This is a genomic window from Streptomyces sp. NPDC041122, assembly GCF_055592445.1.
The window spans coordinates 64,368-80,133 of record NZ_JBVIYQ010000012.1; the positions used below are offsets into that span (position 1 = coordinate 64,368).

The window sequence follows — 15,766 nt, forward strand, 5'->3', positions numbered from 1 at the left end:
CTGGTCTAGACCTTGACAGGTTCAGACCATTTCGCTTGAGTCGCGGCACCCCCATGGCGGCGCGGGCCCCAAACCGCCCTGCCCGTAAGGAGAGTTGGCATGATCAGACGCATCACCGGCTTCGCGGCCGCGCTCGCCGCACTCGGCGCCATGATCGTCCTCGGCCCGGCCGCCACCTCGGCGTCCGCCGCCGAGTGCGCGGCCCCGTGGAACTCCTCGTCCGTCTACACGGGCGGCAAAGCGGCCTCGTACAACGGGCACAACTGGACCGCCAAGTGGTGGACCCAGAACGAGACCCCGGGCCGCTCCGACGTCTGGGCGGACCAGGGCACCTGCGGCGGCGGCTCGAACCCGGGTGACCCCGACCCGTCCGGCTTCGTCGTCAGCGAGGCCCAGTTCAACCAGATGTTCCCGAACCGGAACTCGTTCTACACGTACCGGGGCCTGACCGACGCGCTCAAGGCCTACCCGGCCTTCGCCAACACCGGCAGCGACACGGTCCGGCGCCAGGAGGCGGCGGCGTTCCTCGCCAACGTCAGCCACGAGACCGGCGGCCTGGTGTACGTGGTCGAGCAGAACCAGAGCAACTACCCGCACTACTGCGACCAGTCCCAGCCCTACGGGTGTCCGGCGGGCCAGGCCGCCTACTACGGGCGCGGACCGATCCAGCTCAGCTGGAACTTCAACTACAAGGCCGCGGGCGACGCCCTCGGCATCGATCTCCTCAACAACCCCTACCTGGTGGAGCAGAACGCCTCCGTCGCCTGGCAGACGGGCCTGTGGTACTGGAACACCCAGAGCGGCCCCGGCACCATGACCCCGCACAACGCCATGGTGAACGGCGCCGGCTTCGGTGAGACCATCCGCGCCATCAACGGCACCCTGGAGTGCAACGGCGGCAACCCCGCGCAGGTCCAGAGCCGCATCGACCGCTACAAGGCCTTCACCCAGATCCTCGGCACCACACCGGGCTCGAACCTCAGCTGCTGAGGCCCGGACACGCCGCACCGTCCACCGTCCGGCGCCCTCCGGGCGGGCCCGCCCCACGGCCCGCCCGGAAGCGCGTCACTCACTCCGCGGGCACCAGCCGGAACACCGGATGCCGCGCCGCCTCCGCCGCGAACTCCGCGTCCGTCGACTCCTCGGTCACGTCGAAGTAGGGCCGGGTGACGGGGACTTCGCGCCAGTACTGGCGCAGCACCGGCACGCTCTCCTCGGGTCCGAGCTCGACCACGCCCACGCTCTCCGCGCCGCCGCCCCGGCTGAGGCCGATGCGTCCGGCGGCGCGGGCGTTGCGCACCCAGTCGCTCACCCCATAGGCGGCCACGACCCAGCGCTCGCCGTCGGCGGACATGACGTCCACCGGAGTCGAGTACACGCGCCCGGACTTCCTGCCCGGCACGCTCAGATTGTGCCGGTACGCCTTGCCGAGCCCGAGCCCGGTCATGGCGTGGAACACCCGATTGATCATGCGCGTGCCGAACGTCACGCGGTATGCCTTCGCCATCGCCCCTCGCCCCTCCTCGTACTGAACGGACGGAGCTTACGACGTGCCCAGCAACAGCAGCACCAGCGGCCCGACGAGGCCCTCGGGAGCCTCCGTGTCGGCGACGAGGCCGGCCATGTACTCCCGGAAGGCGCCCTGGTGGGCCCGGACGACGTCGGCCACCGCCGGGTCGACGGCGCCGAGCTCGCCGACTCGGGAGCCTCCGTGTCGGCGACGAGGCCGACCATGTACTCCCGGAAGGCGCCCTGGTGAGCCCGGACGACGTCGGCCACCGCCGTGTCGACGGCGCCGAGTTCGCCGTAGGCGTGGACGAAGGCGCATCCGCGGAAGTCCGGCTCGCCGAAATGCCGCGCTCGTACTCGTAGAAGAGCGCCTCTGCGGCGTCGAGGAGCCCGACCGGCACACGGCGTCCGGCACACGGCGTCCGGTACGCGGCGGCCTCCGCGTGTTTCTCCCGGGCGCGGACCACCGTGGGAGTCGGCCGCCCCTCCCACGGCACTGGGCGGCCGACTCCCCGCATGCCGCCTCGTGTGGGTCGGCCTACGCTGAGATGCCCCGGTACGCGGCGCGCGGAGCCCCGGTGCCCGGCGCCCGGGAGGCGCCGCCGGCCGCCCGCACGCCGCGCACCACGATCCGGGCACCTGGGCCCCCGAGGAGGAACCGCATGCCCATCGCCACGGTCAACCCGGCCACCGGTGAGACCCTCGAGACCTTCGAGCCGCTCACGCCCGACGAGATCCAGCAGCGTCTGGCGGCCGCCGACGCCGCGTACGCACACCACCGCACCACCGACTTCGCCGAGCGCGCCCGCCTGCTCGAGCGCGCCGCCGACCTGCTCGAAGAGGACGTCCCGGCCATCGCGCGCACCATGACGACGGAGATGGGCAAGCCGGTCAAGGCAGCGCGGGCCGAGGCGGCGAAGTGCGTCAAGAGCATGCGCTGGTACGCGCGGCACGCCGAGTCGCTGCTCGCGGACGAACACCCCGCGCGGGAGGACGTGGCCGACTCGGGCGCCTCGCGGGCCGTCGTCCGCTACCGCCCCCTCGGCGTCGTCCTCGCCGTGATGCCGTGGAACTTCCCGCTCTGGCAGGTCGTCCGCTTCGCCGCCCCCGCACTGATGGCCGGCAACGTCGCCCTCCTCAAGCACGCGTCGAACGTGCCCCGCACCGCCCTCTACCTCCAGGACCTCTTCACCCGCGCCGGCTACCCGGAGGGCTGCTTCCAGACGCTCCTGATCGGCTCGGGCGCCGTCGAGGACATCCTGCGCGACCGGCGGGTGGCCGCGGCGACGCTCACCGGCAGCGAGCCGGCCGGGCGCGCGGTCGCCTCCGTCGCGGGCGACGAGATCAAGAAGACCGTCCTGGAACTGGGCGGCAGCGACCCGTACATCGTGCTGCCGAGCGCCGACGTCGAGCGCGCGGCCGCGACCGCGGTGACGGCCCGCGTGCAGAACAACGGCCAGTCCTGCATCGCCGCCAAGCGCTTCATCGTGCACACCGACGTCTACGACGCCTTCCGCGACCGGTTCGTCGCCGGCATGCGGGAGCTGACCGTCGGCGACCCGATGGACGAGGACACCGACGTGGGCCCGCTCTCCAGCGAGCAGGGCCGCGACGACCTGGAGGAGCTCGTCGAGGACGCGCTGGGCCAGGGCGCCACCGCGCTGTGCGGCGGCGAGCGGCCGAAGGGGCAGGAGCGGGGCTGGTACTACGCCCCGACCGTCCTCGCGGACATCACCCCGCGGATGCGGATCCACCGGGAGGAGACCTTCGGGCCGGTGGCCACGCTCTACCGCGTCGCGGACCTGGACGAGGCGGTGAAGCTGGCCAACGACACGCCGTTCGGGCTGAGTTCGAATGTGTGGACCCGTGACGACGCCGAGGTCGAACGGTGCGTGCGCACCCTGGAGGCGGGCGGCATCTTCTTCAACGGCATGACCGCCTCCCACCCCGGCCTGCCCTTCGGCGGCGTCAAGCGGTCCGGCTACGGACGGGAGCTCTCGGGCCACGGCATCCGGGAGTTCTGCAACGCCACGACCGTCTGGCACGGCGCCCAGCAGGAGTGACCGAGGGGAGCGAGGGAGCCGTCCGTCACGCGGTCAGCAACGAGTCGTCCATGGTCCTCGCACCCGGCAGCCGGTGCCCCGCCGCGACGACGGCCGCGTCGACGTCGCTGGTGCCGGTCGCGAGGCACAGGCTGTACGCCACGTCCTCGTACGCCTGACGGCTCTCGGCGCTTCCCTGATCGGCGCGGAGCACCGCCAGGACCTTGTAGCGCTCCAGCAGGTCTTCCAGGACGACGGGGTGCGCCAGCAGCATGGGAGGCTCCCTGGGGGTCGGATGCGATGATCATTCGGACTCCGTCTGCCCGCCCGCGACGACTCGAATCAAACACGTGCCCGCGTTTCGCTCCCCCGTTTGTGGAGTCCCTGGTTCCTGGGGCACACGCGTGATGCGGACAACCGTTGGCGCTGCGCCCCGCCTCAGCGCCTCACGTGTCCGCGTTCTTGCCTATGTACAGCTCCGCGAAGGCCGCGGCCCCGGTGGGCGAGGCGAGGAGCCTGCGCAGCCGGGCATCCGCGACGCCCGCCTCGAACGGGTCGCCCGACGAGGCCCCGTGCAGCACGTCGGCGAACCACTGCGAGAACTCCTGGTACTGCCACACGCGCGGCAGACAGTCCGCCGAGTAGCCGCGCAGTCCGCTCTCGTCGCCGTCCCGGGCGTGTGCGACGAGGGCGTCGCCGAGCGTCAGCGCGTCGTGCAGGGCGAGGTTCATGCCCTTGGCCGCGATCGGCGCCGTGAGGTGAGCGGCGTCGCCCGCCAGGTACAGCCGGCCGCGGGACATGGGCGCCACCACGTAGTTGTGCATGTCCAGGACGCGTTTCTCGACGATCCGTCCCTCGGTGAGCGGCGGCGCCCCGTCGGCGGCCAGGCGCGCGTGCAGCTCCGCCCAGACCCTCTCGTCCGGCCAGCCGGCCGGGTCGTCGCCGGGCGGACACTCCAGGTAGTAACGGGTGATCCCGGGGCTGCGGGCCATGTGGGCGGCGAAGCCCCGGGGGTGCAGACCGAAGACGACGCAGTCCGACGACGGCGGCGCCTCGGCCAGCAGGGCCAGCCAGCCGATGCCATAGTCACGCCGCGCGACGACCGCGCCGTGTTCCGCGGTGAGATGGGCGCGGGTCACTCCGCGCGCCCCGTCACAGCCCGCCACGGCGTCACAGGCGATGCGCACGCGCCCGCCGGTGGCGGGATCCGTGTACGACACCGCGGGACGGGCCGTGTCGATGTCGTGCAGTCGTACGTCCCGGACACCGAAGCGGATGTCGCCGCCCGCGTGGTCCGCGTAGGCCCGCACCAGGTCCGTCACCAGCAGTGGCTGGGGATAGACGAAGTGGCGATGGCCCGACAGTTCGGCGTAGCGGAACCGGTGGCGCTCCCCCGCGCTGCGGAACTCGCACTCGGTGTGCGTCCGCGCGCGCTCCAGGAGCGGCCCGGCCAGCCCTCTGCGCTCCAGCGCGCGCACCGCCCACTCCTCCAGGAAACCCGCGCGGGGCCGCTGTTCGATGAACTCCCTGCTCTCCGTCTCCAGCACCACGCAGTCCACGGAGGCGGCACGCAGGATGTTGGCAACGGTGAGTCCGGCCGGTCCGGCCCCCACGACGACGACGGTCATCCGAGCAGTATGGCGGTGCCTCCCGGCGAGGGCCGCGGCGCGTCCGCCCTTTCCGCCCCGGGGGCCCCAGAGGTGTGGATCACGGTGGCAGGGGCACCCAGTTCCAGGACCAAAGCAGGCAGCTATCCGCCCGGGTCGCCGTATGTCACCACGTGTCACCGTTCGAGTGGTGGCCGGCGCCGAACCGGCGGAGCGTGGAGGGAGGAGCGTCTTCGTGGAGTTTCCGCAGACGGGAGATGCCGCATGACCGCGCACACACGGACACCGATGCCGACGCCGGCCCGCCCGGCGCCCCTGTTCACCCTGCCGGGCGTGTACGCGCCGCAGCACGACACCGAGCTGCTCACCCGCGCCCTGGATCGCGAAGACATCGTGGACGGCACTTCCGTACTGGATCTGGGAACCGGTTCCGGGGCGCTCGCCGTGGCGGCCGCCCGGCGGGGCGCGCGGGTGACGGCCCTCGACATCTCCTGGCGGGCCGTACTGACCGCCCGGCTCAACGCATGGCTCAGCCGGCAGTCGGTCACCGTGCACCACGGCGACCTGACGACCAGGGTGCCGCGGGGCCCCTTCGACCTGGTCCTCAGCAATCCCCCTTACGTGCCCTCACCCTCCCCGATGCTGCCGCGGCGCGGTGCCGCGCGCGCCTGGGACGGCGGACCCGCAGGCCGGCTCGTCGTGGACCGCGTCTGCGACACGGCGCCGCGGATCCTGCGGCCCGGCGGCGTTCTGCTGATGGTGCACTCCGCGCTCTGCGACGAGGAGCTCACCCTGGACCGGCTCGCGCTGCGGGACATGAAGGCCGAGGTCGTCGAGCGGCGGTTCATCCCGTTCGGGCCCGTACTGCGCTCGCGCCAGGCGTGGTTGCGCCGCCGCCACCTCATCGGCGACGACGAGACGAGCGAGGAGCTGGTGGTGGTCCGTGCCGAACGCGCCTGAACGCCCCCGCCGCGTCACGGTCGACCCCGAGGGGCCGCTGCTGATGGAGGGCCCCGTCGAGGTGGTGGCCGCCGACGGGACCGTCTCCGTCTCGGAGCGTTTCGCCGTCGCGATCTGCACCTGCCGGCGCAGCCGTACGTACCCCTGGTGCGACACCAGTCACCGCAAGCGGGTCAGGCCCCACGAGGAGAAGCCGTCCGCGCACGACACCGAGGAGCCGGAGGCCTCGTCATGACCGCCCCCACCGAGACGGCCGCGCCCGTCGAATCCCGCCGCCACGTCCCCGCACTCCCCTCCCCGCGCGGCACGTTGTCCCACGCCCTCGTCACCGCGCTGCGGGGCGAGGGCCCGGCCCCCGACCCCGGGCAGGCGCACCGGGCCGAGCCGTACGGGGACGACCTGCAGCTGGCGCTCTACGTCCTCTACGAACTCCACTACCAGGGGTTCTCCGGAGTCTCCGACGAGTGCGAGTGGGACCCGGCCCTGCTGGCCCTGCGGCGCGCTCTGGAGCAGCGCTTCCTGGACGCCCTCGACGCCGACGTGCCCCGCCGCGAGGACGCCGACGAGGCGCTGGGCGCGCTCCTGGTGGAACCGGTCGGGCACGACGCGTCGAGCGTCAGCCACCATCTGTGGCGCGACGGAGAGGCGTGGCAGATGCGGGAGTACGCGGCGCTGCGCTCCCTGTACCACCTCAAGGAAGCCGACCCGCACGCCTGGGTCATCCCCCGGCTGCACGGCCGGGCGAAGGCGGCGATGGTGGCCATCGAGTACGACGAGTTCGGGGCGGGGCGCGCCGAGGACGTGCACGCCCGGCTCTTCGCCGACCTCATGTCCGATCTGGGCCTGGAGACGGCGTACGGCCACTATCTGGACGCCGCCCCCGCCGAGGCGCTCGCCACCGTGAACCTGATGTCCCTGTTCGGACTGCACCGCGCCCACCGCGGGGCGCTGGTCGGCCACTTCGCCGCCGTGGAGGTGACCTCGCCGCCCGGTTCCCGGCGGCTGGCGGCGGCCCTGCGCCGGATCGGCGCGGGCCCCGCCGCCCAGCGGTTCTACGACGAGCACGTGGAGGCGGACGCGGTGCACGAACAGGTGGTGCGCCGTGACGTCGTCGGCGGCCTGCTGGACGCCGAACCGGGGCTGGAGCCCGATGTGGCCTTCGGCGTACGCACCACCGGCTTCCTGGAGGACCGCCTCGCCGCCCGGCTCCTTGCGGCCTGGCGCGAGGGCCGGAGCGCGCTGCGCGTACCGCTGCCGGACGCGCCCAAGGCGTCCGGCGCGTCCGGCCCGGGCGCCCTGGGCGCGTAGCGGCCCTTACGGCCCGTGGCGGTCGGTCAGCCCTCCTCGATCGGCGCACCGTGCTCGGGGCCGGTCAGGCGGAGCTGTACGTCGACCTCCTGGTCGCCGGACGAGGTGCCGACGGCCGCCACCACGAAGGCCGATTCGAGGGCCTCGCGCAGGCGGCCGACCGCGACCGGCCCGCCGTGCAGGTCGGCGGTGACGGGGCCCGCGAGCAGGGTGCCCGGCACGTGGCCCGGGCTCCGGGCGGCGAGGAAGCCGCCGGTCCAGACGGCGGGCCCGGGATCCTCGGTCTGGCGCGGCGCGTCGGCGCCGCGGTCGGAGGGGAAGTGGGCGCGCAGGACGGTGAAGACGGTGTCCGCGTCGGCCACCGAGCACTCGCCGAGGACGACCTGTACGAGGTCCGCGGACGGCGGGTGCGGGGCGGCGGGCGCCTGGTCGGGCGTGGGATTCATGGGGCGGTCTCCTTCCGGTGGTACGTGGGCGCGGGGTGTGTCACAGCTCCCGCAGCGCCGGCAGCAGTTTCTTCTCGGCCCACTCGATGAAGGGACGCTGGTGTTCGCCGCCCACCTGGACCAGGGCGATCTCGGTGAAACCCGCCTCGGCGAAGGGGCGTACGGCCTCGACGAAGGTGTCGACGTCGTCGCCGCACGGGATCTGCTCGGCCATGTCCTGCGGGGTGACGAACTGCGTGGCTCCCGCGAAGGCGGCGGGCCCTGGCAGTTCGGCGTTGACCGGCCAGCCTCCGACGGACCAGCGGAACTGGTCGTGGGCGCGGGCGACGGCCGCGTCCTTGTCGGGGTCGTAGCAGACGGGCAACTGGCCGACCCGGGGCTTGCCGCGGCCGCCGTGCCGTTCGAAGGACTCGACGAGTTCGGCCTTGGGCTCGGTGGCGATGACCAGGTCGGCGTGTTTGCCGGCCAGTGCGCAGGACCGCTCGCCGGAGACGGCGATGCCGATGGGCGGCAGCTCGGCGGGCAGGTCCCACAGACGGGCGTTGGCCACGTCGAAGTGGGTGCCCTCGTGATGGACGTTCTCGCCCGTGAAGAGCGCCTTGATGATGCCGACCGCCTCCTCGAACATGTCGAGGCGGACCCGCGCGGAGGGCCAGCCGCCGCCGACGACGTGCTCGTTGAGGTTCTCGCCCGAGCCGAGCCCCAACCGGAAGCGGCCCTCGGAGAGCAGCTGCATCGTCGCGGCCTTCTGCGCGACGACCGCGGGGTGATAGCGGGTCGTCGGGCACGTCACGTACGTCATGAGCGGGATGCGCGAGGTGGCCTGCGCCGCCGCGCCGAGCACACTCCATGCGTACGGGGAGTGTCCCTGGGAATCGAGCCACGGGAAGTAGTGGTCGGAGGTGACGGAGAAGTCGAAACCGGCCCGCTCCGCCGCGACCAGGTCGTCCACGAGTGCGCGCGGTCCCGCCTGTTCGGTCATCATTGTGTAGCCGATTTGCACCATAGATGATCGTTTTGCCGAATCACCTCCGCTGAAACCTCCGACGGTTCGACGCGCCACCGGACGGCTGCGGACGCCGTGCCGGGGTATCCGGGGTACCACAGTCACGGACAGAGAGGCAGCCTCCTTTGCGCACCGTAGGAGTGGAGGAAGAACTCCTCCTGATCGACCGCACCAGCGGGGAACCGCGGGCCCTTTCCTCGGCGGTCCTGGCCCGGGCGGCCAAGGACACCGCAGAGAACGCCGAGAAGGCCGAGAACGCTGAGCACGCCGAGAACACGGAGAAGGCGGAGAACGAGAAGCAGGACTGCGACTACCGCGAGCCCGAGGACGAGGCGTTCGAAAAGGAACTCCACGGACAGCAGCTCGAATTCGCCACACAGCCCCGGGAGAGCATGTCCGACCTCAAGGACGAGGTGGTCCGGTGGCGCGCGGACGCGGCCCGGCACGCCGGTGACGTGGGCGGTGCGGTCGCCGCCCTCGCCACCTCTCCGCTGCCCGTGAGCCCGTCGGTGAACACGGGCCACCGCTTCCAGTGGATGGAGGAGCAGTTCGGGCTGACCACCCAGGAGCAGCTGACCTGCGGCTGTCACGTCCATGTGTCGGTCGGGTCGGACGAGGAGGGCGTGGCGGTCATCGACCGCATCCGGCCCTGGCTGCAGGTCCTGGTGGCCCTGAGCGCCAACTCGCCCTTCTGGCAGGGGCACGACAGCCTGTACAGCAGCTACCGCAGCCGGGTGTGGGGCCGCTGGCCGATGGCGGGCCCGACCGAGATCTTCGGCTCCGCAGAGCGGTACGAACAGCAGGTGCAGGACATGGTCGCCACCGGCGTGCTGCGCGACCGGGGCATGGTCTACTTCGACGCCCGGCTCTCCCACCGCTACCCCACCGTGGAGATCCGGGTCGCCGACGTCTGCCTGGAGGCCTCGACCACCATCCTGGTCGCGGCCCTCGCCCGGGGCCTGGTGGAGACGGCGGCTCGCGAGTGGCGGGCGGGCCGCCCGCCCGCCGCGCACGGCATCCCCCTGCTCCGCCTGGCCTCCTGGCGGGCCGGCCGCTCCGGTCTGGACGACGTCCTGCTCCATCCGCTGACCATGCGCCCCACCCCCAGCCGCGAGGTGCTCCAAGCGCTCCTCGACCACGTACGGGACGCCCTGGAGGACAGCGGGGACCTCGACATGGTCCGCACCGGCCTCGCCGACCTGCTCAAACACGGCAACGGAGCACGCGTCCAGCGAGACCTCCTGGAGCGGACGGGCAGCCTGGGCGCCATGGTCGCGGAGTGCGTGAGCCGCACCCAGGCGGCGTAAAAAGCCGGCACCCGGCAGGCACACGTCCGTCCTCGGGGGAGATCGTTTGGGAGCGTGTGTCGCGGGCACACCGATGGATCGGCCCGCCGTGGACAGCGGCGGGCACGACCGCACCACACCCCGAGCGCGAGGTAGTCATGAACGACCAGAACATGGCGGACGACGCCTACCAGCCCACCGGCGACAACGAGGAGCAGGAGGACGCCACGCCGCTGGACCTCCAGGACGCGGTGGACGAGCGCACCTACGACGACATGCTCGACGAGGGCTACTCACCGCCCGAGAAGCCGCTGGGCGTGACCAAGAGCGGCACCACGGCGGCCGAGCAGCACGAGGGCGAGTCGCTGGACGAGCGGCTGCGGCAGGAGGTGCCGGACACGGGACAGCCCGACGGCGACGGCGTCGGCGACCTCCCGGACGGCGAGGGCGAGCCCGTGGATCCGGAGGCCGGCGCGGAGCGCGCGGGCCGTCTGGTGGCCCCGGACGAGGGCGCCCACGAGGACACCACCAAGGAGGCCGTCGCCACGGACGAGGGCATCGACGGCGGCGCGGCGGGCGCCGAGGAGGCGGCGATGCACATCGTCTCCGACGAGGACCTGCCGCCGGCCCCCGGCGGCCGGGACTGACGGTGTCCGCGGCCAGGGGCCGGGCCCGCCGGATCACCCCGTGGGTGTTCCACGGCCCGGCTCACGGCCGGGGGTTCACCCGCCGCCAGGAGGGCCGCGCGTCGTCTGACCGGGCCCGACGCCTCGTACCTGACCGTCGCGTCCTGGGTCGCCGAGAGGCCCGGTGCGCGTCGCGCGGAGAGGTGACGCGGTACGGCCTGCGGTATAAGGGAAGTCCGGCATAAGGGAAATCCGCCCGTGTCGAACCCCGCGGGCCCGGGTACCGGTGCTACCTGGAGCAGGGATCGACGGAGACCGGCGCGCCGCACGGTCGTGCGACGGCCGGCGGCCGGAAACGGAGCAGCAGGTGACGCCGAACGCAGAAGACACCACTCCCGACGCACGCAACCCGGTCACGGAACTGCGTCCGGCCGGCGTGGCGACCGGGGGCTCCCCGCACCACCAGGTGTGCGTCGAGGAACTTCCCCCCGATCTCAACCAGGCCATCCTGGAGGCGACCAAGCAGGTCGCCGCCATCCTCAAGCGGCGCGAACACGACTTCGCCCTCGCCGGAAGCGTCGCGGTCTACGCCCACGGCGGCACCGGCAACCTCCAGCACGACGCCGACTTCTGCATCAGGCCCGAGGACGCCGAAGCGGTGGCGGCCTCGCTGGAGGAGGCCGGTCTTCCGGTCTACGCGCCGCCGGAGGACTGGCTGCTGAAGGCCAAGTGCCTCGGCCAGGACATCGACCTCATCTTCCGGCTCGCCGCCCGCCCGGTCTCCACGGAGCTCCTCGAACGCGCCACCCGACTGCCGGTGGACTCGGTGCACATGCCGGTCCTCTCGCCGACCGACCTGGTGCGGTCGCTGCTCGCGGCGTTCTCCGAGCACCACTGCGACTTCGGCGCCGTGCTGCCGATCGCCCGGCAGCTGCGCGAGATGGTCGACTGGGAGGCGCTGCGCGACGAGTACGGCGACACCCCGATGCCGGCCGCCTTCCTCTTCCTGCTCGAACGCCTGGAAGTCATCGCCCCGCGAGGAGGAGACCGATGAACGACCACGCCAACGTCGAGTACCGCATCGCGCACCTGCAGGACCGCCTCGCGGCCGAGGAACTCGGCGAGCTCGGCATCCGCATCGAGGCCCGCGGTTCGTCCGTGGCGGTCGTCGGGACGGTGCCCACCGCGCAGTGCCGCGAACAGCTGCTGCGCACCGTGCACGAGGAACTGGCCGGACAGACCGTCCACTTCGACGTCGCGGTGGCCGACGCATCGGCCCCGGACCACCCGGAGGAAGTGACATGATCCGCATCGCGGCCGTGGGCGACATCCACATGAGCCTGGACAGCCAGGGGGTGTTCCGCCCCGCCTTCGAGACGCTCGACGACTGCGCGGACCTGCTCCTGCTCGCCGGCGACCTCACCCGGCACGGCACCCCGGAGGAGGCGCGGGTGGTCGCCCGCGAGGTGAGCGCGCTGCCGGTGCCGGTCATCGCCGTGCTCGGCAACCACGACCACCACGACGAACGGCCCGACGAGGTCACCGCCGTGCTCCGGGACGCCGGCGTGCGCGTCCTCGAAGGTGAGGGCACGGTCGTCGAGGTCGGCGGGGCCCGGGTGGGGGTGGCGGGCACCAAGGGGTTCGGCGGGGGGTTCGTCGGCCGCTGCGGCAGCGAGTTCGGCGAACGGATGATGAAGGACTTCATCCGCTACACCCGGCGCTGCGCCGACGGCCTGCGGACCTCCCTGGAGGAGCTGGCCGAGCAGGGCTGCGACACCCGGGTGGCGCTCACCCACTTCGCGCCCGTGCCGGACACCCTCGCGGGCGAACCCCTGGAGATCTACCCGTTCCTCGGCAGCTATCTGCTGGCGGAAGCCGTCGACGCGGCGGGCGCGAACCTGGCCGTGCACGGCCACGCCCACGCGGGCACCGAACACGGCATGACCAGCGGTGGCGTCCCGGTGCGCAATGTCGCCCAGCCCGTCATCCGCAAGGCGTTCAACGTGTACCACCTCAAGGAACACAGCGAACACAGCCCGGCTCAGGCGACGACGGCCGCCCACGGCGGGTGACCGCGGCCGTGCCCCTCGTACGACGGGGCTATCCCGTGAAGACCGCGGTGCCGTCCGGGCCCCGGGCCTCGACCTGGGCGCCGTGCTCGACGGTGCGGCTGACCGTGCAGTACTTCTCGTGGGTCAGCCGGATCGCGCGTTCGAGCTTCTCGGCGGCGTCGGCGTCGCCCTCCGGCAGTTCGAGTTCGTAGGCGACCCGTACGACGCCGATCCGGCCGTCGTCCTCGGGACGGGAGACGGACTCCACGACGATGCGCAGTCCGTCGTGTTCGACCGTGCGGGCGGTGCGGTCCACGACGAGTCCCCCGCAGCCGCCGACCGCGGCGAGCAGGAGTTCGACGGGGGTGAAGGAGGGCTGGGCGTCCGGCTTGTCCGCGGGGGCGACGCGGACCTCGGCGCCGCGGTCGTTGCGGGCGGTCCAGTCGCGTTCGCCGTTGCGGACGGTTTCGATGCGGTAGTCGGCCATGGCAGGACCGTATCCAGGGGCGGGCCGGTGCGCGCGCAGGCCGGTCCGGTGCGGGTCAGGGAGCCTGCTGGACGTCGCCCCGGGTGGAGGAGGCGACGGTGTCGCGGTGCGCGAAGTCGCCGGGCGGGATGCCCGGGTGGTGGCCGGGCAGTGGTTCGGCGGTGGTCGCGGCGGGGCCGAGGGTGAGCCGGGAGACGATGCGGTAGCGGTCGCCGCGGTAGAGGGAGTGCACGTACTCGACGGGCACCCCGTTCGTGTCCGAGGTGAGCCGTTCGAAGAGCAGCGCGGGCGACAGCTCCGGCACGTCGAGGAGCTCCGCCTCGGCCCGGGTCACCACGGTCGGCTCGATGGCCTGTACGGCTTCGCGCACGTGAACGTCGTGGTGTTCGCGCAGATGCGCGTAGAGGTCGCCGTTCTCCAGTTCCTGGGCGCTCAGGCCCGGCACCAGGTCGGCACGGATGTGCAGGTGCTCGATGGCCATCGGCGTCCCGTCGACGAGGCGGAGCCTGGCCACGTAGACGATCTGGGCGGCGGGCGAGAGGCGCAGCTTGCGGCCGACCCGGGCGCCCGCCTGGATGGTGGTGAACTCCAGGAGACGGCTGGACCAGGCGCCGGCGGCCGGCGGCACCGTCAACGCCTGTTCGCGGGAGACTAGTTCCTGAGTGATCTTCTTCTGGGCGACGAACATACCGCGTCCGTGTTCGCGGACGAGAAGGCCGGCCGCGACGAGTTCGTCCACGGCGGCGCGCAGCGTGGGGCGGGAGACGCCGAGGGCCGCGCAGAGGGCGCGCTCGGAGGGGATGGCGTCGCCGGGGCGCTGTGACTCGATGAGTTCGAGGATGTGGTCGCGGACCCGCTCGCGCTTGAGCACCGCCCCCGGCGGCCGGCCCGCCGCTTCGGTACCCCCCGGCCGCCGCGCGTCCCGCGTGCCGGTGTCGGCCGTCCCCTTCACGTCGGCGTTCACCGCCCACCCCCTCGCGCCCTACGACCAGTTGCCTGACCAGTTGACCACAAGGGCGCGGAGATCGACAACTGACCAGCATTTACCGGGGGGTTGACGCCTCCATTGGTCCATGCCACCTTTCTCCATCACCAGAGGTCACCTGACCAGTCACCCAACTGGTCAGGTCCGACTCCCAGAGGTGACCCGTGAAGCTCCGCTTGCTCGCCGGCCTGTCCGCGTTCGTCGCGGCCGCCGGGCTCAGTGCCTGCAGTTCCGGCTCCGGCGACGGGGTGTCCGGGGACGGCGGGCGGACCACCCTCGACGTGTGGCTGATGCGCGACAGCGTCTCCACCGCCTTCCAGAAGCGGTTCGAGAAAGCCTTCGAGGCGGCACACCAGGACATCGACGTACGGATGCAGATCCAGGAGTGGGACGGCATCGGCGAGAAGGTCACCGCCGCGCTGGCCAGCAACGACGCACCCGACGTGATCGAGACCGGGAACACCCAGGTCGCCCAGTTCGCCCAGAGCGGCGGCCTGTGGGACCTGAGCGGGAAGGTGGACGAACTCGGCGGCCGCCACTGGCTGAAGGGCCTCGCCGAACCGGGCTCGTACGACGGCAAGCAGTACGGCATCCCGTACTACGCGGCGAACCGCGTCGTCATCTACCGCAAGGACCTCTTCGCGAAGGCCGGTGTCGACGCCGGCGCCATCAAGACGCGCGCCCAGTGGATCGCGGCGACGAAGAAACTCGACGAGGGGGACCGGCAGGGGATCTACCTGCCCGGCCAGAACTGGTACACCCTCTCCGGCTTCATCTGGGACGAGGGCGGCGAACTCGCCGAGAAGAGCGGCGGCGAATGGCGCGGCACGCTCGACACGCCCGAGGCCCTGCGCGCGATGGCCTTCTACGAGAAGCTGCAGGCGCTCGGCAAGGGCCCCAAGGACTCCGACGAGGCGCAGCCGCCCCAGCACGAGGTGATGGCCAAGGGACAGGTCGCCCAGATCATCAACACACCCGGCGGCGCCGACGTCATCGCGCAGAACAACCCCGACCTGAAAGGCAAGTTGGGCTTCTTCCCGATCCCGGGCAAGACGGCCGGCACACCCGGCGCGGTCTTCACCGGCGGCTCCGACCTGGTGATCCCCACGGTCTCCCGGCACCACGACGCCGCGTACACGTTCGTCAAGGAACTCACGGGTGAGACCTGGCAGAAGAAGCTCGCCGTCGCGATGAGCTACGTGCCCAACAGGACCACACTCGCCGGTGCCGTCGCCAAGGACCCCGGCGCCTCCGCGATGGCGGTCGGCGCGGCCGCCGGGCATGCCACGCCGAACACTCCGGGCTGGGCGGCCGTCGAGGCCAAGAACCCGGTCAAGGACTACATGACGGCCGTGCTGACCGGCGCGGACCTGGCGCACGAGGCCGAGAAGGCCTCCGCCGCCATCACCTCCGCGATGCAGTCCGGATCCTGACCTCCGTCACGAAGGGAGTG

The 15,766-nt window shown here is 72.3% G+C and carries 19 protein-coding genes; 11 read left to right on the top strand and 8 right to left on the bottom strand.

Features of this window, described 5'->3' with window-relative positions:
* Nucleotides 1-99 precede the first annotated feature (99 nt).
* On the top strand, nt 100-990 hold the full coding sequence (locus tag ACZ6B8_RS34870; protein WP_471072114.1) for a glycoside hydrolase family 19 protein: 891 nt from the start codon (nt 100-102) through the stop codon (nt 988-990).
* Between the two features lie 79 nt (nt 991-1,069).
* Here the strand turns inward: ACZ6B8_RS34870 and ACZ6B8_RS34875 are convergent, their stop codons facing one another.
* Together ACZ6B8_RS34875 and ACZ6B8_RS34880 are read right to left on the bottom strand one after the other, a co-directional pair.
* Nucleotides 1,070-1,507, bottom strand: coding sequence for a nitroreductase/quinone reductase family protein (locus tag ACZ6B8_RS34875; protein ID WP_471609768.1), 438 nt, complete (start codon nt 1,505-1,507; stop codon nt 1,070-1,072).
* Nucleotides 1,508-1,543: 36 nt separating this feature from the next.
* Nucleotides 1,544-1,669: a hypothetical protein gene (locus tag ACZ6B8_RS34880; protein ID WP_471609769.1), complete on the bottom strand. Its 126-nt coding sequence runs from the start codon at nt 1,667-1,669 to the stop codon at nt 1,544-1,546.
* A gap of 502 nt (nt 1,670-2,171) precedes the next feature.
* On the opposite strand from ACZ6B8_RS34880, the gene ACZ6B8_RS34885 reads away from it, so the two are divergent.
* Nucleotides 2,172-3,572 (top strand): NADP-dependent succinic semialdehyde dehydrogenase, encoded by a 1,401-nt coding sequence (locus tag ACZ6B8_RS34885; protein WP_471609770.1) that lies wholly within the window; start codon nt 2,172-2,174, stop codon nt 3,570-3,572.
* Between the two features lie 25 nt (nt 3,573-3,597).
* Here ACZ6B8_RS34885 and ACZ6B8_RS34890 read toward each other — a convergent pair whose 3' ends face one another.
* Both ACZ6B8_RS34890 and ACZ6B8_RS34895 read right to left on the bottom strand, forming a co-directional pair.
* Entirely contained in the window at nt 3,598-3,825 is a 228-nt protein-coding gene (locus ACZ6B8_RS34890) for a DUF5133 domain-containing protein (RefSeq protein WP_471072125.1), read from the bottom strand.
* A 172-nt stretch (nt 3,826-3,997) separates the two neighbouring features.
* Nucleotides 3,998-5,179, bottom strand: coding sequence for a 4-hydroxybenzoate 3-monooxygenase (locus tag ACZ6B8_RS34895; RefSeq protein ID WP_471609771.1), 1,182 nt, complete (start codon nt 5,177-5,179; stop codon nt 3,998-4,000).
* A 243-nt stretch (nt 5,180-5,422) separates the two neighbouring features.
* Between ACZ6B8_RS34895 and ACZ6B8_RS34900 the strand changes: the two genes are divergently transcribed.
* The 3 genes from ACZ6B8_RS34900 to ACZ6B8_RS34910 are packed head-to-tail and all read left to right on the top strand — an operon-like array spanning nt 5,423 to nt 7,426.
* Nucleotides 5,423-6,118: a HemK2/MTQ2 family protein methyltransferase gene (locus ACZ6B8_RS34900; protein ID WP_471609772.1), complete on the top strand. Its 696-nt coding sequence runs from the start codon at nt 5,423-5,425 to the stop codon at nt 6,116-6,118.
* Complete coding sequence (locus ACZ6B8_RS34905) at nt 6,102-6,353, top strand: CDGSH iron-sulfur domain-containing protein (RefSeq protein WP_471072133.1); 252 nt, start codon at nt 6,102-6,104, stop codon at nt 6,351-6,353. Before ACZ6B8_RS34900 ends, ACZ6B8_RS34905 begins: the two co-directional genes overlap by 17 nt.
* Complete coding sequence (locus ACZ6B8_RS34910) at nt 6,350-7,426, top strand: iron-containing redox enzyme family protein (RefSeq protein ID WP_471609773.1); 1,077 nt, start codon at nt 6,350-6,352, stop codon at nt 7,424-7,426. Before ACZ6B8_RS34905 ends, ACZ6B8_RS34910 begins: the two co-directional genes overlap by 4 nt.
* A gap of 26 nt (nt 7,427-7,452) precedes the next feature.
* On the opposite strand, the gene ACZ6B8_RS34915 is transcribed toward ACZ6B8_RS34910, so the two are convergent.
* Both ACZ6B8_RS34915 and ACZ6B8_RS34920 read right to left on the bottom strand, forming a co-directional pair.
* Nucleotides 7,453-7,872, bottom strand: a complete 420-nt coding sequence (locus tag ACZ6B8_RS34915; RefSeq protein ID WP_471072139.1) for a hypothetical protein — start codon at nt 7,870-7,872, stop codon at nt 7,453-7,455.
* A 40-nt stretch (nt 7,873-7,912) separates the two neighbouring features.
* A complete protein-coding gene (locus ACZ6B8_RS34920) occupies nt 7,913-8,878 on the bottom strand; it encodes an LLM class F420-dependent oxidoreductase (RefSeq protein ID WP_471609774.1) in 966 nt (321 codons plus the stop codon).
* A 125-nt stretch (nt 8,879-9,003) separates the two neighbouring features.
* On the opposite strand from ACZ6B8_RS34920, the gene ACZ6B8_RS34925 reads away from it, so the two are divergent.
* The 5 genes from ACZ6B8_RS34925 to ACZ6B8_RS34945 all read left to right on the top strand — a co-directional run bounded on the left by ACZ6B8_RS34925 (nt 9,004) and on the right by ACZ6B8_RS34945 (nt 12,862).
* The gene (locus ACZ6B8_RS34925) at nt 9,004-10,185 is read left to right on the top strand and encodes a glutamate--cysteine ligase 2 (protein WP_471072145.1); all 1,182 of its coding nucleotides are present in this window, start codon (nt 9,004-9,006) and stop codon (nt 10,183-10,185) included.
* Nucleotides 10,186-10,322: 137 nt separating this feature from the next.
* The gene (locus ACZ6B8_RS34930; protein ID WP_471072148.1) at nt 10,323-10,811 is read left to right on the top strand and encodes a DUF5709 domain-containing protein; all 489 of its coding nucleotides are present in this window, start codon (nt 10,323-10,325) and stop codon (nt 10,809-10,811) included.
* 346 nt (nt 10,812-11,157) lie between these two features.
* Nucleotides 11,158-11,844 carry a nucleotidyltransferase family protein gene (locus ACZ6B8_RS34935; RefSeq protein WP_471072150.1) on the top strand — a complete coding sequence of 229 codons (687 nt, stop codon included), beginning with the start codon at nt 11,158-11,160 and terminating at the stop codon, nt 11,842-11,844.
* The gene (locus ACZ6B8_RS34940; RefSeq protein ID WP_355806444.1) at nt 11,841-12,095 is read left to right on the top strand and encodes a hypothetical protein; all 255 of its coding nucleotides are present in this window, start codon (nt 11,841-11,843) and stop codon (nt 12,093-12,095) included. Before ACZ6B8_RS34935 ends, ACZ6B8_RS34940 begins: the two co-directional genes overlap by 4 nt.
* Complete coding sequence (locus tag ACZ6B8_RS34945; protein ID WP_471609775.1) at nt 12,092-12,862, top strand: metallophosphoesterase family protein; 771 nt, start codon at nt 12,092-12,094, stop codon at nt 12,860-12,862. The genes ACZ6B8_RS34940 and ACZ6B8_RS34945 overlap by 4 nt, the downstream gene beginning before the upstream one ends.
* Before the next feature lie 28 nt (nt 12,863-12,890).
* Here the strand turns inward: ACZ6B8_RS34945 and ACZ6B8_RS34950 are convergent, their stop codons facing one another.
* Together ACZ6B8_RS34950 and ACZ6B8_RS34955 are read right to left on the bottom strand one after the other, a co-directional pair.
* Complete coding sequence (locus ACZ6B8_RS34950) at nt 12,891-13,328, bottom strand: OsmC family protein (RefSeq protein ID WP_471609776.1); 438 nt, start codon at nt 13,326-13,328, stop codon at nt 12,891-12,893.
* Nucleotides 13,329-13,383: 55 nt separating this feature from the next.
* Nucleotides 13,384-14,199, bottom strand: coding sequence for a GntR family transcriptional regulator (locus ACZ6B8_RS34955; RefSeq protein ID WP_471609968.1), 816 nt, complete (start codon nt 14,197-14,199; stop codon nt 13,384-13,386).
* 278 nt (nt 14,200-14,477) lie between these two features.
* Between ACZ6B8_RS34955 and ACZ6B8_RS34960 the strand changes: the two genes are divergently transcribed.
* On the top strand, nt 14,478-15,746 hold the full coding sequence (locus ACZ6B8_RS34960; protein ID WP_471609777.1) for an extracellular solute-binding protein: 1,269 nt from the start codon (nt 14,478-14,480) through the stop codon (nt 15,744-15,746).
* The last annotated feature ends 20 nt before the right edge of the window (nt 15,747-15,766 follow it).